A 16,706-nucleotide genomic window follows, 5' to 3' on the forward strand; every position below is an offset into this window, starting at 1 on the left:
ACAATTTATTTCTTAAAAGAATTGTATATTTTATAATTTTTAAACTTTTTAAAATTATATTTATATTTATTAATGAATATATTATCAAAAAAATAATTGAATAATTTTGATTAAGAATTTTCAAAAATGGTTGTAAAAATTAAAATTTTAATTAAATATGATTAATATTTAAAATACTTTTATATAAAATAATTTGATTATTCAAAATTTTTATTTATTTTTAATTGAATTCAAATAAAGCTGTATATTTTTAAAAAGTATAATAATTTGTTATAAAAGAATTTTAAATAAAAAATTTTATTTATGCATATTAACATGAAGATATTTATCTATTTAATAGAAAAAATATTTTAAATAATATAATATTAAAATTACTTTAAAAAATAAAATATGATTTTTTATAACTTAAAAATATTAATCATATAAAGAACATATAAAAAATTGATAAATCAAATATTTTATAGATATTATTATTATTTAAAAGTTTATTTATAATATATGTTTTTAAATTTATTTTTTTAATTAAATATATTATTTAAATTTTAAAAATTAGTATGTTATGAAAAATATTTCTTAAATTATGATAAAATATTATTTTCTATTTAATTCACTTATTTTTTATTATCAAAAAATTTTAACTATAAAAGATATTCTTAATGTATAAGCCTATATATATATTTATTGGTTTACGTTACTTATGGAACTCTCGTTTAACAAGTTTCAAAAAAATTATTACTACTTTGTCTATTATAGGGATTAGTATTGGTATATCATCTATTATTATTACAATATCTTTAATTAACGGATTTCAGAATGAATTTAAAAAAAATTTTTTATCATTTATTCCTCATTTAATTATTACTAATAAAAATTATTATATCGATGAATCAGAGTTTCCTAAAAACATTTTAAAATTGAAAAATATTCAAAAAGTATCTAGTTTTATTAATAGTAAAGTACTTGTAAAAAACAAAAAAAAAATAAGTATAGGTGAAATTATTGCTTTTAAAGCAAAAAATTATGATTCTTTTAGAAATTATAATATTAAAAATACTTTATACACACTAAATTCTAAAGAAAATAATGTTATTATAGGAAAAAAACTAGCAGAAAAATTAAACATAAATATTAATGATTTAATTAAATTAATAGTTATACCTAATAGTAAAAAAAAATTTTTAACAAAACAATTTAATGAACAAATATTTAAAGTAACTGGTTTTTTTTATACAAAAAATGAAGTTGATAGTTATCAAATATTAATTAATACTCAAATTGCTTTAAAATTTTTACATTATGATAAAAATTATATTACTGGTTGGAGAATTTGGTTAAAAGATCCATTATCTTTTAATATAAATACATTTAAAACAAAAAAAAATAATTTACTTTTTTTAGATTGGACATTAAAACAAGGTGAATTATTTAAAGCGGTTCAAATTGAAAAATATATTATATTACTTTTTTTTATTTCAATTTTATCAGTTTCAGGACTTAATGTAGTTATTACTTTAACAGTAAATATGATAGAAAAAAAAAATATTATTGCGATTTTACAAACACAAGGATTATGTCGAAAAAAAATCATGTTCATATTTGTTACATTAGGATTAAGTACTTCTTTAATTGGAAATTTATTGGGAACATTAATTAGTTTTATATTAATTTACCAAAAAAAAATTTTAAATTTATTAATAAAAATTCTGTTTAATAATATCAGTATTTCAATAGAAATTTTTCCTTTTCAGATTTTTTTAGTTAATATTATATTTATATTAATTTCTATCTTATCTACATTATATCCAATTTGGAATATTACTAAATCAACACCTTCTACAATTTTATCTAATGAATAATATAATTCTAAAGTGTATTAATCTGACTAAATCTTATCAAGATAATATGAAAACAGTTCATATTTTAAAAAAAATATCATTTGATCTTCATAGAAGTAATATAGCAGTGATTATTGGAAAATCAGGTTCTGGAAAAAGTACTTTTTTACACTTAATGAGTGGTTTAGAAAAACCTACTTCTGGAACTATTTTATTTAATGGTATACCGTTAAATTTAATGTCTTCCAATCAAATTGCTAAATTAAGAAATTTAAATTTAGGATTTATTTATCAATTTCATCATTTACTTTTAGATTTTAATGTACTTGAAAACGTTGCAATGCCATTATTAATTAGTAATAAAAGTGTTAAAGAAGCTAAAGAAAAATCATATGAAATATTAATGAAAGTTAATTTAGAAAAAAAAATTAATAAATATCCATCTGAGTTGTCTGGTGGAGAAAGACAACGAGTAGCTATTGCCCGTGCTTTTGTTAACAAACCAAAACTAATAATAGCAGATGAACCTACTGGTCATTTAGATTCTTATAATGCAAGAATAATTTTTGATTTAATATTCGAACTAAATAGTAATTTAAATACTTCTTTTTTAATTGTAACACATGATCTTTTTCTTGCAAAAAAAGCACATGTTTTATTTGAAATAAAAGACAGTCAACTAAATATAAAAAAAAATATTAAATGAATTTTTTACCTTTTTTTATTGCGAAACGATTATATTTTCAAAATAATAAAAATCACATAATGTTTTTGATTTCTATTCTATCTAGAATAGGAATTTCTGTGAGTGTTTTTATATTGATTATCAGTATTAGTGCTCTAAATGGTTTTAAAATATTAATTAATAAAAATATTCTATCATCGTTACCTCACGGTGTTATAAAATCAATAAATCAGCCATTTTTTTATTGGGAAGAAATTATAAAAAAAATTAATTATGTATCGGGAATTAATTATTCTGAACCATATATTTTAATGAATGGAGTTTTATTAAAAAATAATGATATTCGATTATTTAATATTAAAAGTTTTAAAAATATAAAATATATAAAAAAATATTTTTCTTTTCAAAAAAAAATATATCAGTTATCAAAGTTACATAATTTTAAGAGTAATCAAATAATTATTTCTTCTGATTTATCGAAAGATTTATTAATAAAAGAAGGAGATTGGATTAATATAATAATTTTAAATGATAAGTTTTCTTTTCAATTAAAAAAAATTAAAATATTTTCTTTTCAAATTAAGTCTATATTTCATTCTAATGGAATTTCAAATTCTAATATTGGACTAATTCCTTTTTCTTTTTTTAAAAATAATTTCAATATAAAAAAAAATATCAATACTATTGAATTATATATGTCAAATCCATTAGAAGCTAATAAAATTATTTTAGATGTAGCTAAAAAAATTCAAATTCCTGTTTTTTTATATACTTGGATAAATGATTATAAATATGTATATGATGATATTAAAAAAATTAAAACAATAATATATATCACATTATTCTTGCTAATAATCATTTCTTCTTTTAGTGTTATATCTATATCTTTACTATCCATTTCTAAAAAAATAAAAGATATTTCTATTTTACGTAGTATCGGTGCTAATAATTTTCTTATTCAATTAATTTTTTTATATTATGGTTTTCGTTTTGTGTTAATAGGAAATTTGATAGGTTCAATAACTGGAATTATAACTGTTTTAAATAGTAAAAAAATTATATTTTTTTTAGATAAATATTTTAGTAATAGCTTATTAATAAATAATGTTTATTATCATCATTTTTTGTTATTAAAGTTAAATTTATCAGATACAATTATTATTTTCATTAGTACTATAATAATAGGAATTATTTCAAATTGGTATCCTTCATATTATGCTTCAAAAATAGATCCGAGTAAGATGTTAAAAAAATTTTAGTTTTTTAACATTGTCAAAAAAATATTTTTTAGTTAATTAAAATTTTTTTATAAATTTAATTTTAATTGATAATTTACTAACAAAATAATGGTGAAATTATGACTATTAAAGTAGGTATAAATGGCTTTGGTCGTATTGGACGTGTTTTGTTTCGGTTAGCTCAAAAACGAAAAAATATTGAAATTTTAGCAATAAATGACTTAATGGATCCTGAATATATAGCTTATATGTTAAAGTATGACTCTACACATGGCGTTTTTAAAAACAATATTGAAGTAAAAAATAAAAATATTATTGTTAATGAAAAAAAAATTAGAATCACTTCAATAAAAGATCCTAAAAAGTTAATGTGGAATGATTTATCAATTGATGTAGTAATTGAATCTACAGGTCTTTTTTTAACAAGAGAAGCTGCTTATCAACATATTTTAGCAGGAGCAAAAAAAGTTGTAATAACTGGACCTTCTAAAGATGATATTCCTATGTTTGTTAGAGGAGCTAATTTTGATAAATATCAAGGTGAAAATATTGTATCTAATGCATCTTGTACAACTAATTGTTTAGCTCCTTTATCAAAAGTAATAGACGATAATTTTAATATTATTGAAGGTTTAATGACTACTGTGCATGCTACAACAGCTACTCAAAAAGTTGTTGATAGTGCTTCAAATAAAGATTGGAGAGGAGGTAGAGGAGTATTACAAAATATTATTCCTTCATCAACTGGTGCAGCTATTGCGGTGGGAAAAGTTTTACCAAATTTAAATGGAAAATTAACAGGTATGGCTTTTCGTGTTCCTACATCAAATGTATCTGTTGTAGATTTAACAGTACGTTATAAAAAATCAGCAACATATGAAGAAATATGTTCAGTCATTAAGCGTGCTTCAAAAGAAAATATGAAGGGAATTTTAGGATACACAGAAGATGAGGTAGTATCATCAGATTTTAATGGACAAGAATTAACTTCAATATTTGATATAAAAGCAGGTTTATCATTAAATAAAAATTTTGCAAAACTTATTGCATGGTATGATAATGAAACTGGTTATTCTAGTAAAGTTTTAGATTTAGTTACATTAGTTTCTACGAAATAAATAAAATAAATTTATATTTGTAATTTATGAAATAGCAGTATTAAGTTTGTACTTAATACTGCATATTAAAAAAAAGTATAAAATATTTAATAAATAATTTTATTGTCTGGCTAATCTCACTAAAGAAGGTTTAAAGGCAATATTACTACGCCATGGGTTGATATCAATACCTCCTCTTCGAGTATATCTAGCATATACACTAAGTTTTTTAGGACGACAAATATCTTGAATATCATTAAATATTCTTTCAATACATTCTTCATGAAATTCATTATGAGTTCGGAAAGAAATTAAATATTGTAATAATGCAGTATGACTAATTTTTTGACCAGTATATATAATATTTATTGATGCCCAATCAGGTTGATAAGTTACAGGACAATTTGATTTAAACAAATCACTATATAAAGATTCAGTAACTACTTCTTGTGTGTTAGAAGAATTTTTAAGTAATAGTTTATTATAATTATATGATTTTATTGAAATATTTTTATTATCTATACAAATACCTAAAAATTTTGATATACCTATATTTTCAATCTCATTTAAATTAAATAATTTTACAAAAACTTTTCCTATTGCACATTTATTAAAATCATATGTAATTTTTTTTATTAAATTTGTGCTTGTTTCAAATTTCATTTGATTAAAACTATTTATATATAATTTTAAACTTTTAGATTCAATAATATTTATAGTTTTAATGTCAAATTCTATTCTAGCAATAGCAATTTGTGGTAATCCATTTAAATTTAACCAAGATAGTTCATATAATGTCCAAATATCTTTACCTGAAAATGGAAGATTTATATGATTTATTTCAATGTTTTTACGATGTTTTTTTCTTGGTATACCCTTTAACAAACTAAACTGCTTTATTTTAACACTCATAGTATTTCTTTTATTTGATAGATAAATAAATTATTTGTATAATATTTTTAATAAAATTCCGAAATGATATTTTTTATCCATTGTTTAATACGATGTTTAGTTTGATCTGATTGACGATCTTCATCTAAAATTAATCCTATAAAATGATCTTGATTTAACAAAGCTTTAGAAGAATCAAAATTGTATCCTTTAGTCGGCCATTTCCCAATTATTTTTGCCTGATTTTTTTTTATAATTTTATATATTACACTTAATGCATCACAAAAATATTCACTATAATCTTCTTGATCACCGCATCCAAAAAGCGCAATAGTTTTATTTGAAAAATTTATTTTTTTTAAAATAGGCAAAAAATCATCCCAATCACATTGAACTTCACCGTAATACCAAGTGGGAATACCAAATATTAAATTATTAAAGCTTTCTATATCTTTTTTAGAGGTATTGCTAATATCATATAAAAAAGAGTTGTGTTTTCCAATTTTTTGGTGGATGATTTTTGCTATTTTTTCTGTATTCCCAGTATCACTTCCAAAAAAAATACCTATTTTTTCCATATTTTTGCCTATGTATTAAAATAAATTTTTTAAAAATTAAATTTTTACTTAAAAGATATAAAGTAACAAAATACTTTTAAAGTATATAAAACTAAATTTGTTTAGTTTAGAAAATTTTTTATAATTTATATTTATTTCACTTATAATAAATTAATATTTTAAAAATATTTTTTATTTTTAATTTGCTAAAAAATAATATTTTAAAATTTACTAAAATTTTTAATAAAACTATAATATGTTATTTTTATAAATATAAAAACTTTAACATTAAAATCATGAATAAAAATTTAATATGGTTTCGTAATGATCTTCGTATATATGATAACACAGCTTTATATAACGCATGTTTATCTAATACAGATAAAGTAATAGGTTTATTTATTTTTACTCCAGAACAATGGAATAAACATTATGTTTCTATTAAAAAAATATCTTTTCTTTATCAAAATCTAATGTTTTTACAAAAAGAATTGCTAGAATTAAATATTATTTTGCATCATCATGAATGTACTGATTTTTTAAATTCTGCGGAGTATTTATTTTATTTCTGTAAAAAAAATAAAGTTAATCGTTTATTTTATAATTATCAATACGAAACAAATGAACAAAATAGAGATAATTTAATTACTCAAAAATTATCTAAACAAGGTGTTTTTATTAAAGGTTTTCATGATAGTCTTTTAATTGAACCTAGTAAAATAAAAAATAAAAATAATAAATCTTACAAAAAATTTTATTTTTTTAAAAAAAAAATAATAGATTCTTTATCAAAAAACATTCCGATATGTTTTCCTGTTCCTAAAAAAAGAAATATTCATAACTATAATATATTTCCAGTACATTTTATTAAAAATTCTAATATAAAATTTAATCCACATTTATTTCCTATTGGCGAAAAAAAAGCTATTAATAAATTCAAATATTTTTGTAGTCATAAACTGGAAGATTATTTTTTAAAAAGAAATTTTCCATCTTTAAATAATACCAGTATGCTCTCTCCTTATTTATCTTTAGGAGTAATATCTGCAAGATATTGTTTACAAATGATTTTAAAAAAATATCAAAAAACAGAATTAACTATAATACTTAATTCATCTTGGGTAAATGAAATAATATGGCGTGAGTTTTATTATCATTTATTAATTAATTTTCCCATACTTGGAAAATCTCAATCATTACTAAAATGGGAAAAAAAAATTCATTGGGAAAATAATATAAATTATTTTAATGCTTGGAAAAATGGACAAACTGGTTTTCCTATAATTGATGCAGCTATGAAACAATTAAATAAAACAGGATGGATGCATAATAGATTAAGAATGATTACATCTAGCTTTTTAGTAAAAAATCTTTTAATAGATTGGAGAGAAGGTGAAAAATATTTTATGTACAATTTAATTGATGGAGATTATGCATTAAATAATGGGGGATGGCAGTGGTCTGCTTCAATTGGTAGTGATTCAACACCTTATATACGTATTTTCAATCCATTACGTCAATCTAAAATTTTTGATAAATCAGGTGTGTTTATAAAAAAATATCTACCTGAACTAAAAATAATACCAAATAATTATATTCATAATCCATATGAATGGATCATTAAAAATGATTGTAAAATAGATTATCCAAAACCAATTATAAATTATAAAAATAGTAAAGAAAAATTTTTATCAGCATACCAACTAGCTCGATTATTTTAAAATAAGAAAAAGATTAAATTATATGAAAAATTTTGTTTTAGAAAAAATTATTAATGAAAAATTATTTAACAATTATAATCACGATATAGTACCTAATGGATTACAAATAGAAGGAGATAAAATAGTTAAAAAAATTATTACAGGGGTAAGTATATGTCAAGATTTGTTAGATGCAGCTTTACATCATAAAGCTAATGCTATTATTGTTCATCATGGATATTTATGGAATAAAGAACCTAAGTATATTCATAATGTACAAAGAAATAGATTAAAAACTATACTAACTCATAATATTAATTTATATAGTTGGCATCTACCATTAGATATTCATCCAGAATTAGGTAATAATATACAAATTTCTAAAAAATTAAATATTTTTGTTAAAGGTGAAATTTTACCTTATGTTTTATGGGGTGTTTTAGAACCTAGAATAAGTGGTTTTGATTTTTCAAAAAAGATAGAAAAAATTTTTAAAAAAAAACCTATACACTTTTACAAAAATGCTCCAAATTATATCAATCGTATAGCCTGGTGTAGTGGAAAAGGACAAAATTTTATTAAAGAAGCATATAAATTTGGAATTGATGCTTTTTTAACAGGAGAAGTTTCTGAAGAAACAATATATATTGCTAAAGAGTTAGGTATACATTTTTTTGCACTTGGACATTACTGTAGTGAAAAAGATGGAATTAAATCTTTAGGTGAATGGCTTCACAAAACATATAATTTAGATGTTATTTTTATTGATATTTATAATCCTGCATAATTATCAAAAAGTATTATTTAAGTTTAAAAATAATTCATTAAAACTTCAGATGAAACATTATGAATAAAAATATGATAGAAAAATTATTTGACTCTTCTTGGTTATCTTCTGATAATCAAAAATATATTGAGTTTATATATCAAGAATTTTTAAGAAACCCATCATCTATTCATGCTACATGGGAAAAAGAATTTATAAATTTATCTATTAATAATGAAAATGTTATAGAAAATAATAATCTTTTAAATTATATTTTAAATAATAATAAAAAAGAAAAATTTAAAGAATCCAATCAAAAAAATAATAATCAATTAAATGAAAAAATTAATCAAATGATTAATTTTTTTAAAAAAAAAGGCTATAAAAAATCTTTAATAGATCCAATTCAATTAAAAAAACAAAAAAAATATCCATATTTAGAACTTTTTTTTTATGAATTTAATAAGAATGAATTAGAAAAAACAGTAGAAATTAATTTTCAAAAAAATCCTCATTATAAAATAAAAATAATAGATTTATATAATAAACTAAATAAAAAATATTGTAATTCTATTGGTTTTGAATATATGTATATTGATAATGTATATCAAAAAAAATGGATTACAGAATATATAGAATTATACTTTCAAGAAAATTTAATTTCAGAACAAAAAAGAGTAGAATTCTTAAAAGAAGTTATTTATGCAGAAACTTTAGAAAAATATTTAGGAAAAAAATTTTCTGGTACAAAACGATTTTCTTTAGAAGGATCAGAAACACTTATTACAATGTTACATGAAATAATACGTTATTCTAAAAATAATAATATTTCAGATATTATTATAGGAATGGCTCATAGAGGAAGATTAAACGTATTAGTAAATGTTCTAAATAAAAACCCTAAAATATTATTTGATGAATTTTCTGGAAGAAATATATCTACAGAAAGAAGTGGAGATGTTAAGTATCATAAAGGAGGTTTTTCACATATTAAAAATGAAAATAAAATTATTAATTTACAGTTAGAATATAATCCATCACATTTGGAAATAATTAATCCAGTTATTCTTGGTGTGACAAGAGCATCCATAGATAAATTAAAATGTTTAAAAAGTCAGATTTTATCTATTAGCATTCATGGAGATGCTTCAATTATTGGACAGGGTGTAGTACAAGAAACATTAAATATGTCTCAAACTGAAGGTTATACAATAGGAGGTACAGTTCATATTGTAATTAATAATCAAATTGGTTTTACTACTTCAAATCCTAAACATCTTCGATCTAGTAAATATTGTACTGATATTGCAAAATTAATTCAAGCACCTATTTTCCATGTAAATGCTGATGATATAGAAGCTTCTATTTTTGCGATTCAGTTAGCTTTAGATTTTAAGAAAAAATTCAATAAAGATGTTTTTATAGATTTAGTGTGTTATAGAAGACATGGTCATAATGAAGTAGATGATCCTTTTGTAACTCAACCTATTATGTATAAGAAAATTCAAAATCATCCTACAATTAGAGAAATATATTCTAATTTATTAATTAATCAAAAAGTAATTACAAAAAATGATATTAATAAAATAGTAGAAGAATATTCTGATAAATTAGAAAAAGGAAAAACAATTTTTTGTCAAAAGAAAAATATAAATTTTCAAGATGAAAATTTAAATCTTTTTAAAATAAAAAAAAATTCAAACAAATTAAATTTAAAAGATCTTCAAAAATTATTCTATAGAGTTAATACCCTTCCTCAATCTATGGAAATACATCGGAGAGTTAAAAAAATCTATCAAGATAGAATTGAAATGTCTAAAGAAAAAAAATTATTCGACTGGGGTGCTGCCGAATCTTTAGCATATGCAACAATATTGAATGAAGGTATTTCATGTCGTCTTTCAGGCGAAGATCTTCGAAGGGGAACATTTTTTCATCGTCATGCTTGTATTCATGATCAAAATAATGGGTCCATTTATATCCCTTTACAACATATTAAACATAATCAAGGAAAATTTGAAATTTGGGATTCTGTTTTATCAGAAGAAGCGGTTTTAGCTTTTGAATATGGATATTCATTATATTCTTCAAATACTTTAACTATTTGGGAAGCACAATTTGGAGATTTTATTAATGGAGCTCAAGTAGTGATTGATCAATTTATTAGTTCTAGTGAACAAAAATGGAATAAAACGTCTAATTTAGTTATTTTTTTACCTCATGGTTATGAAGGACAAGGACCAGAGCATTCATCAGGTCGAATTGAACGATTTCTGCAACTTTGTGCGCAAAATAATATACAAATTTGTATTCCTACTACATCTGCACAAATATTTCATTTATTAAGAAAACAAGTATTTCAAAATATTCGTAAACCATTAATTATTTTCACTCCTAAATCTATTTTACGACATCCGATGGCTGCGTCTTCTTTAAAAGATATAATTAAGAATGATTTTAAAAAAGTAATAGATGAAAATGATAATAATTTAACACAAATTAAACGTGTTATTTTTTGTTCTGGTAAAATATATTATGATCTTTTAGAATATAGAAATAAAAATAAAATTATGAATATTGTTATCATTCGAATTGAACAATTATATCCATTTCCAATTAGTGAAATATCAAATATATTAAAAAAATATTTTTATATTAAAGATTTTATTTGGTGTCAAGAAGAACCATACAATCAAGGTGCATGGTTTTATATAAGCAATTATTTACACAATATTCTACCGTTGTCTTCAAAATTAAATTATATTGGCCGTTCAGCTTCTGCATCTCCTGCAGTAGGTCATATTGTACTACACAAAAAAGAACAAGAACAATTGATATACAATGCATTAAATTTGATACTTAATTAAATAATAGGAATAACAAATGAATACAATTAATATTCTTGTTCCAGATCTACCGGATTCTATAAATGATGCAGTAATAGTAATATGGCATAAAAAAATAGGAGAAACAGTATATTGCGATGAAAATATAGTTGATATTGAAACAGATAAAATTATGTTAGAAGTATCATCTCCATGTAATGGAGTATTAAGTGTTATTTTAGAAAAAAACGGTTCAATTGTTAAATCAAATCAAATAATAGGAAGAATAACTAAAATAAATAACACTGAAAAAAAAAAAATAAATTCAGTAATAAAAGAAAAAATTACTTCAATAAAAAAAATTGATATTCCTGATAAGGATAAGGATGTTCATCCTACTTTAAATAAATATGTAAATAATTATTTCACACCTTCTGCTAGACGTTTCATAAAAATTAATAATATTGATGAATCTTCTATTATACCTAATCATTTAAATGATACATTTAGAAAACAAGATATTAAAAAAAATATTCAGAAAACTTCTAATCCAAATAATTTTTTCAATCACTCACATAATACATATAGAGTCAAAATGACTCGATTACGTCAAAAAATAGCTGAACGACTATTACAAACAAAAAATAATACAGCTATGCTTACTACTTTTAATGAAGTAAACATGCAATCAATTATTTCTTTACGAAAAAAATATAATAAATCTTTTGAACAAAAATATGGTATTCGTATTGGATTTATGTCTTTTTTTGTGAAATCGGTAGTAGAAGCATTAAAGATGTTTCCAGAAATAAATGCTACTATTGATAAAACAGATATTGTTTTTTATAAAAATTTTGATATTAGTATTGCTGTTTCAACACCGAGGGGTTTAATTACTCCAGTATTAAAAGATGCTGATAAAATGTCAATGGCAGATATAGAAAAAAAAATAAAAGAATTTTCTATTAAAAGTGTTAATAATAAAATAAAATTAGACGAATTAATTGGAGGAAATTTTACTATTACTAATGGTGGTGTTTTTGGATCTTTAATGTCAACACCAATTATAAATCCACCTCAAACGGCGATATTAGGAATGCATGCTATTAAAGAACGTCCAATGGCTATAAATGGAGAAATTAAAATTCTTCCTATGATGTATTTAGCATTATCTTATGATCATCGTTTAATTGATGGTAAAGAATCTGTGAGTTTTCTAAATAAAATCAAAAATATATTGGAAGATTTTAATCGTATTTTAATTGATATTTAAAAATTTAAATAATTTATTTTGACAATTAAAAGTACAGTATTGAAAAATAATAAACTGTACTTTTATTATTATATATCTGAATGTTTTATTTAAATTATTTTATTATGTGATTTATAAAATATAATATTTAATTTTTTAATACATATAAAAGTATGTTTTATTTTAAAGAAATAATGACATGCGAAAAAAAATTGATTAAAATATTTTTATAAAATATATATCTTATATATATAACATAAAGGATACAATTATGAATAAAGTAGTCTTAATTAGACATGGTGAAAGTGAATGGAATCAATTAAACAAATTTACTGGATGGCATGATGTAGAACTAAGTCAAAATGGAAAAAATGAAGCTAAAAAAACAGGTTTACTTTTAAAAAAAGAAAAATTTTTTTTTGATTGTGCATATACTTCTATGTTAAAAAGAGCAATATACACCTTACAATATATTCTCAAAAAATTAAATCAGCCCTGGTTATCAGTTCAAAAATCATGGCGTTTAAATGAAAGACACTACGGTGCTTTAGAGGGATTTAATAAAAATGAAATAATTCAAAAATATGGATATGAACAAGTTCTTTTATGGAGACGTAGTTTTAATATTAGTCCTCCTCAAATTGATATAAAAGATAAACGTTTTCCAAGTAATGATATACGTTATTCTAATATTGATATTAATGAACTTCCTAAAGGAGAAAGTTTAGAACTAACCATCAAAAGAGTTGTTCCTTATTGGGAACAATGTATTTATCCACAATTAAAAAAAAGAAAAAAAATACTAATTGTAGCACATGGAAATTCATTGCGAGCATTAATGAAATATTTAAATAAAATTGATAATAAAAAAATTATAGAATTAGAAATTCCAACCGCAGTGCCAATTATTTTAGAATTTAATGAACAATGCGTTCCTACTAAATGGTATTATTTAAAATAAATTCTTTAAAACACATTTTCGATCTAAAATCAATATATATTAATATTCTCATCTCTTATTTATATAAGAGAAGATATAGTTTTGATAAAACATATATATTTAAATTATACAATCAGAGTTAGTTAAAATTTTTTAATATTTTTAATTCTCAATTTCCATATAAAATTAATATGTTATCTTAAAATATTTAAAATATATTTATAGAAATATATTTTTAAATATTAAATATATAGAAAATAATTTTTTATAGTAGTTAAAAACGAGATTATCATGATTAAAAGAATTGGAGTATTAACCAGTGGTGGCGATGCTCCTGGAATGAACGCAGCAATTAGGGGAGTAGTAAGAACAGCATTAAGTGAGAAATTAGAAGTATTTGGAATTTATGATGGCTATTTAGGACTATATCAAAACCGAATGGTACAGTTAGATAGATATAGTGTATCAGATATGATTAATAGAGGTGGTACATTTCTTGGTTCCGCTAGATTTTCTGGTTTTTATAAAAATGAAATACGAAGTATAGCTATTAAAAATCTTAAAAAAAGAAAGATAGATGCACTTGTTGTTATTGGAGGTGATGGATCTTATATAGGAGCTCAAAAATTAACAAAAATGGGCATGCCATGTATTAGTATTCCAGGAACTATAGATAATGATGTGGCAGGTACTGATTATACAATTGGTTATTTTACTGCTTTAGAAACAGTTGTTGAAGCTATTGATAGATTACGAGATACTTCTTCATCTCATCAACGAATTTCCATCGTAGAAGTTATGGGAAGATATTGTGGAGATTTAACATTAGCTGCTGCAATTGCAGGTGGCTGTGAATTTATTGTACTTCCAGAAATTAAATACACAAAAGAAGAGCTAGTTTCAGAAATAAGAGCAGGTATTGCAAAAGGTAAAAAACACGCGATAGTTGCAATTACAGAATATATCTGTGATGTAGAAGCATTAGCCAAATATATTGAAAATGAAACTAATCGTGAAACAAGAGCTACTATATTAGGTCACATCCAAAGAGGAGGTGCTCCGGTAGTATACGATCGTATACTAGCTTCTAGAATGGGTGCTTATTCTGTAGAATTATTAATTAAAGGTTATAAAGGTAAATGTATCGGTGTTCAAAATGAAAAAATGGTGTTTAATGATATAACAAATGCGCTAAAAAATATGAAACGTGTTTTTAAAAAAGATTGGTTAATCACTGCTAAAAAACTTTATTAATATAAAATTAGTGCCGGTTTTTCCGGCGCTCTAGATTTTTAGTTTTATTTTCTAATTAAAAAAAATAATTATATAATAAAATTATATAGGTATTAAAATAATGAATATATGTAGTCAAAAAAATATATTTCAACAATGTGTTTTTGAATTTTTAGGCACAGGTTTAATAATATTTTTTGGAATTGGATGTTTAGCAACATCAAAATTGACAAATTTTCATTTTAATCAATATGAAATGAGTATGATTTGGGGTTTTTCAGTATCTTTGTCAATTTATTTAAGTATTTCAATATCTGGAGCTCATTTAAACCCAGCTATTACTATTTTTTTTTGGTTATTCTATAAATTTAATAAAAAAAAAGTGGTTCCATATATTATTTCTCAAATCTCTGGTTCTTTTTTTTTTACAATATTAATATATTATTTATATCATAATTTATTGATATCATTTGAACATAAATATCATATTATACGAGGAACAAAAGCAAGTCTTCAATTAGCTGAAATTTTTTGTATTTATCCTCAAAAAAATTATATTCTTATACATGATTTTATAATAGGAATAATTATTTCAATATTTTTTATTATTATACTTATGAGAATTAACGATAAAAAAAGATTTTTTGTAGTTAAAAGAAAATTTAGTCCATGTTTAATAGGAATGTTAGTTTCAATTATTAATATATCTTTAGGATCTTTAAATAATATTACTTTAAATCCAGCACATGACTTAGGTCCTAGAATTTTTTTAAGTTTAATGGGATGGGGGAAAATAGCTTTTACTGGAGTAAATAATAGTTATTTTCCATATTTTTTAATATCTATAATTGCACCAATATTAGGTATAAATTTAGGTGGATGGATATATAAAAAATTTATAAAAAATTAATTATTTATATAAAATATCACTTGATATTTTAAGAATCTTTAAAAATTCTTCATATATTAAAGAAGCACTACCAATTAGTAATCCATCAATATCAGGTTGTTCAAGAAAACCTTTGGCATTTTTAGAATTAACAGAACCACCATATTGAATAATTAAGTTTTCTAAATTATTTGTATTATATTGATTAATATAATTTTTTATAAATTTATGTATTGATTGAACATATATAGGATCTGCTGCCATACCTGTTCCAATCGCCCAAATTGGTTCATATGCAATTATTGTATTTATAAATGCTTTTTCTCCAAAATTTTCAAATATTATATCTAATTGATTTTTTATAACTTTTTTAGTGTTATTTTGTTTTTTTTCAATTTCATTTTCTCCTATACATAAAATAGGAATTAAATTTAAACTTTTAATTAAACCAAATTTTTTTGCAACTAATTCATTACTTTCATTATGGAATAAACGTCTTTCAGAATGCCCGATAATGACATATTGAACACCAATATCTTGTAACATTAATATAGATGTTTCACCTGTAAAAGCTCCTTTTTGATTTATGTCTACATCTTGGGCACCAATAAAAATGTTTATATCTTTTATGTTTCTATAAACTCTTTCAAGATATATTGTTGAAGGTGCAATTACAATTGTATTATATTTTAAATAAAGTGATATTTTTGATTTTAAGCACTTTAAAAAATTAGAAATTGTTTCAATATTTCCGTTCAATTTCCAATTTGCTACAATAAATTTTTTTTTCATTTGAAT

14 protein-coding genes are annotated in these 16,706 nt (G+C 21.9%); 11 read left to right on the top strand and 3 right to left on the bottom strand.

The genetic code is table 11. The features are described 5' to 3' along the window. Positions 1-656 precede the first annotated feature (656 nt). The 4 genes from FQV33_RS00430 (at position 657) to gap (ending at position 4,876) form a co-directional block, all read left to right on the top strand. Positions 657-1,856 (top strand): ABC transporter permease, encoded by a 1,200-nt coding sequence (locus FQV33_RS00430; RefSeq protein ID WP_158347607.1) that lies wholly within the window; start codon positions 657-659, stop codon positions 1,854-1,856. Then, entirely contained in the window at positions 1,849-2,541 is a 693-nt protein-coding gene (lolD, locus tag FQV33_RS00435; protein WP_158347609.1) for a lipoprotein-releasing ABC transporter ATP-binding protein LolD, read from the top strand. Before FQV33_RS00430 ends, lolD begins: the two co-directional genes overlap by 8 nt. Then, the gene (locus tag FQV33_RS00440) at positions 2,538-3,779 is read left to right on the top strand and encodes an FtsX-like permease family protein (RefSeq protein ID WP_158347611.1); all 1,242 of its coding nucleotides are present in this window, start codon (positions 2,538-2,540) and stop codon (positions 3,777-3,779) included. The genes lolD and FQV33_RS00440 overlap by 4 nt, the downstream gene beginning before the upstream one ends. A 98-nt stretch (positions 3,780-3,877) precedes the next feature. After that, positions 3,878-4,876, top strand: a complete 999-nt coding sequence (gene gap / locus FQV33_RS00445) for a type I glyceraldehyde-3-phosphate dehydrogenase (RefSeq protein WP_158347613.1) — start codon at positions 3,878-3,880, stop codon at positions 4,874-4,876. A 99-nt stretch (positions 4,877-4,975) separates the two neighbouring features. On the opposite strand, the gene queF is transcribed toward gap, so the two are convergent. Together queF and fldA are read right to left on the bottom strand one after the other, a co-directional pair. Then, the gene (gene queF, locus FQV33_RS00450; RefSeq protein ID WP_158347615.1) at positions 4,976-5,767 is read right to left on the bottom strand and encodes an NADPH-dependent 7-cyano-7-deazaguanine reductase QueF; all 792 of its coding nucleotides are present in this window, start codon (positions 5,765-5,767) and stop codon (positions 4,976-4,978) included. Between the two features lie 47 nt (positions 5,768-5,814). Next, complete coding sequence (gene fldA / locus FQV33_RS00455) at positions 5,815-6,324, bottom strand: flavodoxin FldA (protein WP_158347617.1); 510 nt, start codon at positions 6,322-6,324, stop codon at positions 5,815-5,817. A 275-nt stretch (positions 6,325-6,599) separates the two neighbouring features. On the opposite strand from fldA, the gene phrB reads away from it, so the two are divergent. From phrB to FQV33_RS00490, 7 genes are all read left to right on the top strand, one after another. After that, positions 6,600-8,024 carry a deoxyribodipyrimidine photo-lyase gene (gene phrB, locus FQV33_RS00460; RefSeq protein ID WP_158347619.1) on the top strand — a complete coding sequence of 475 codons (1,425 nt, stop codon included), beginning with the start codon at positions 6,600-6,602 and terminating at the stop codon, positions 8,022-8,024. Positions 8,025-8,046: 22 nt separating this feature from the next. Next, entirely contained in the window at positions 8,047-8,790 is a 744-nt protein-coding gene (locus FQV33_RS00465; protein ID WP_158347621.1) for a Nif3-like dinuclear metal center hexameric protein, read from the top strand. 59 nt (positions 8,791-8,849) lie between these two features. Beyond that, on the top strand, positions 8,850-11,636 hold the full coding sequence (locus FQV33_RS00470) for a 2-oxoglutarate dehydrogenase E1 component (RefSeq protein WP_158347623.1): 2,787 nt from the start codon (positions 8,850-8,852) through the stop codon (positions 11,634-11,636). Positions 11,637-11,652: 16 nt separating this feature from the next. After that, positions 11,653-12,867 (top strand): dihydrolipoyllysine-residue succinyltransferase, encoded by a 1,215-nt coding sequence (gene sucB, locus FQV33_RS00475; protein WP_158347625.1) that lies wholly within the window; start codon positions 11,653-11,655, stop codon positions 12,865-12,867. A 250-nt stretch (positions 12,868-13,117) separates the two neighbouring features. Continuing rightward, positions 13,118-13,807, top strand: a complete 690-nt coding sequence (gene gpmA / locus FQV33_RS00480; RefSeq protein WP_158347627.1) for a 2,3-diphosphoglycerate-dependent phosphoglycerate mutase — start codon at positions 13,118-13,120, stop codon at positions 13,805-13,807. 270 nt (positions 13,808-14,077) lie between these two features. Continuing rightward, complete coding sequence (gene pfkA, locus FQV33_RS00485; RefSeq protein ID WP_158347629.1) at positions 14,078-15,040, top strand: 6-phosphofructokinase; 963 nt, start codon at positions 14,078-14,080, stop codon at positions 15,038-15,040. Between the two features lie 100 nt (positions 15,041-15,140). Next, positions 15,141-15,929, top strand: coding sequence for an MIP/aquaporin family protein (locus FQV33_RS00490; RefSeq protein WP_158347632.1), 789 nt, complete (start codon positions 15,141-15,143; stop codon positions 15,927-15,929). On the opposite strand, the gene tpiA is transcribed toward FQV33_RS00490, so the two are convergent. Then, the gene (tpiA, locus tag FQV33_RS00495; protein WP_158347634.1) at positions 15,930-16,700 is read right to left on the bottom strand and encodes a triose-phosphate isomerase; all 771 of its coding nucleotides are present in this window, start codon (positions 16,698-16,700) and stop codon (positions 15,930-15,932) included. Positions 16,701-16,706: the final 6 nt, after the last annotated feature.

This window comes from Buchnera aphidicola (Aphis fabae) (assembly GCF_009069125.1).
Classification (GTDB): Bacteria; Pseudomonadota; Gammaproteobacteria; order Enterobacterales; family Enterobacteriaceae; genus Buchnera; species Buchnera aphidicola_BB.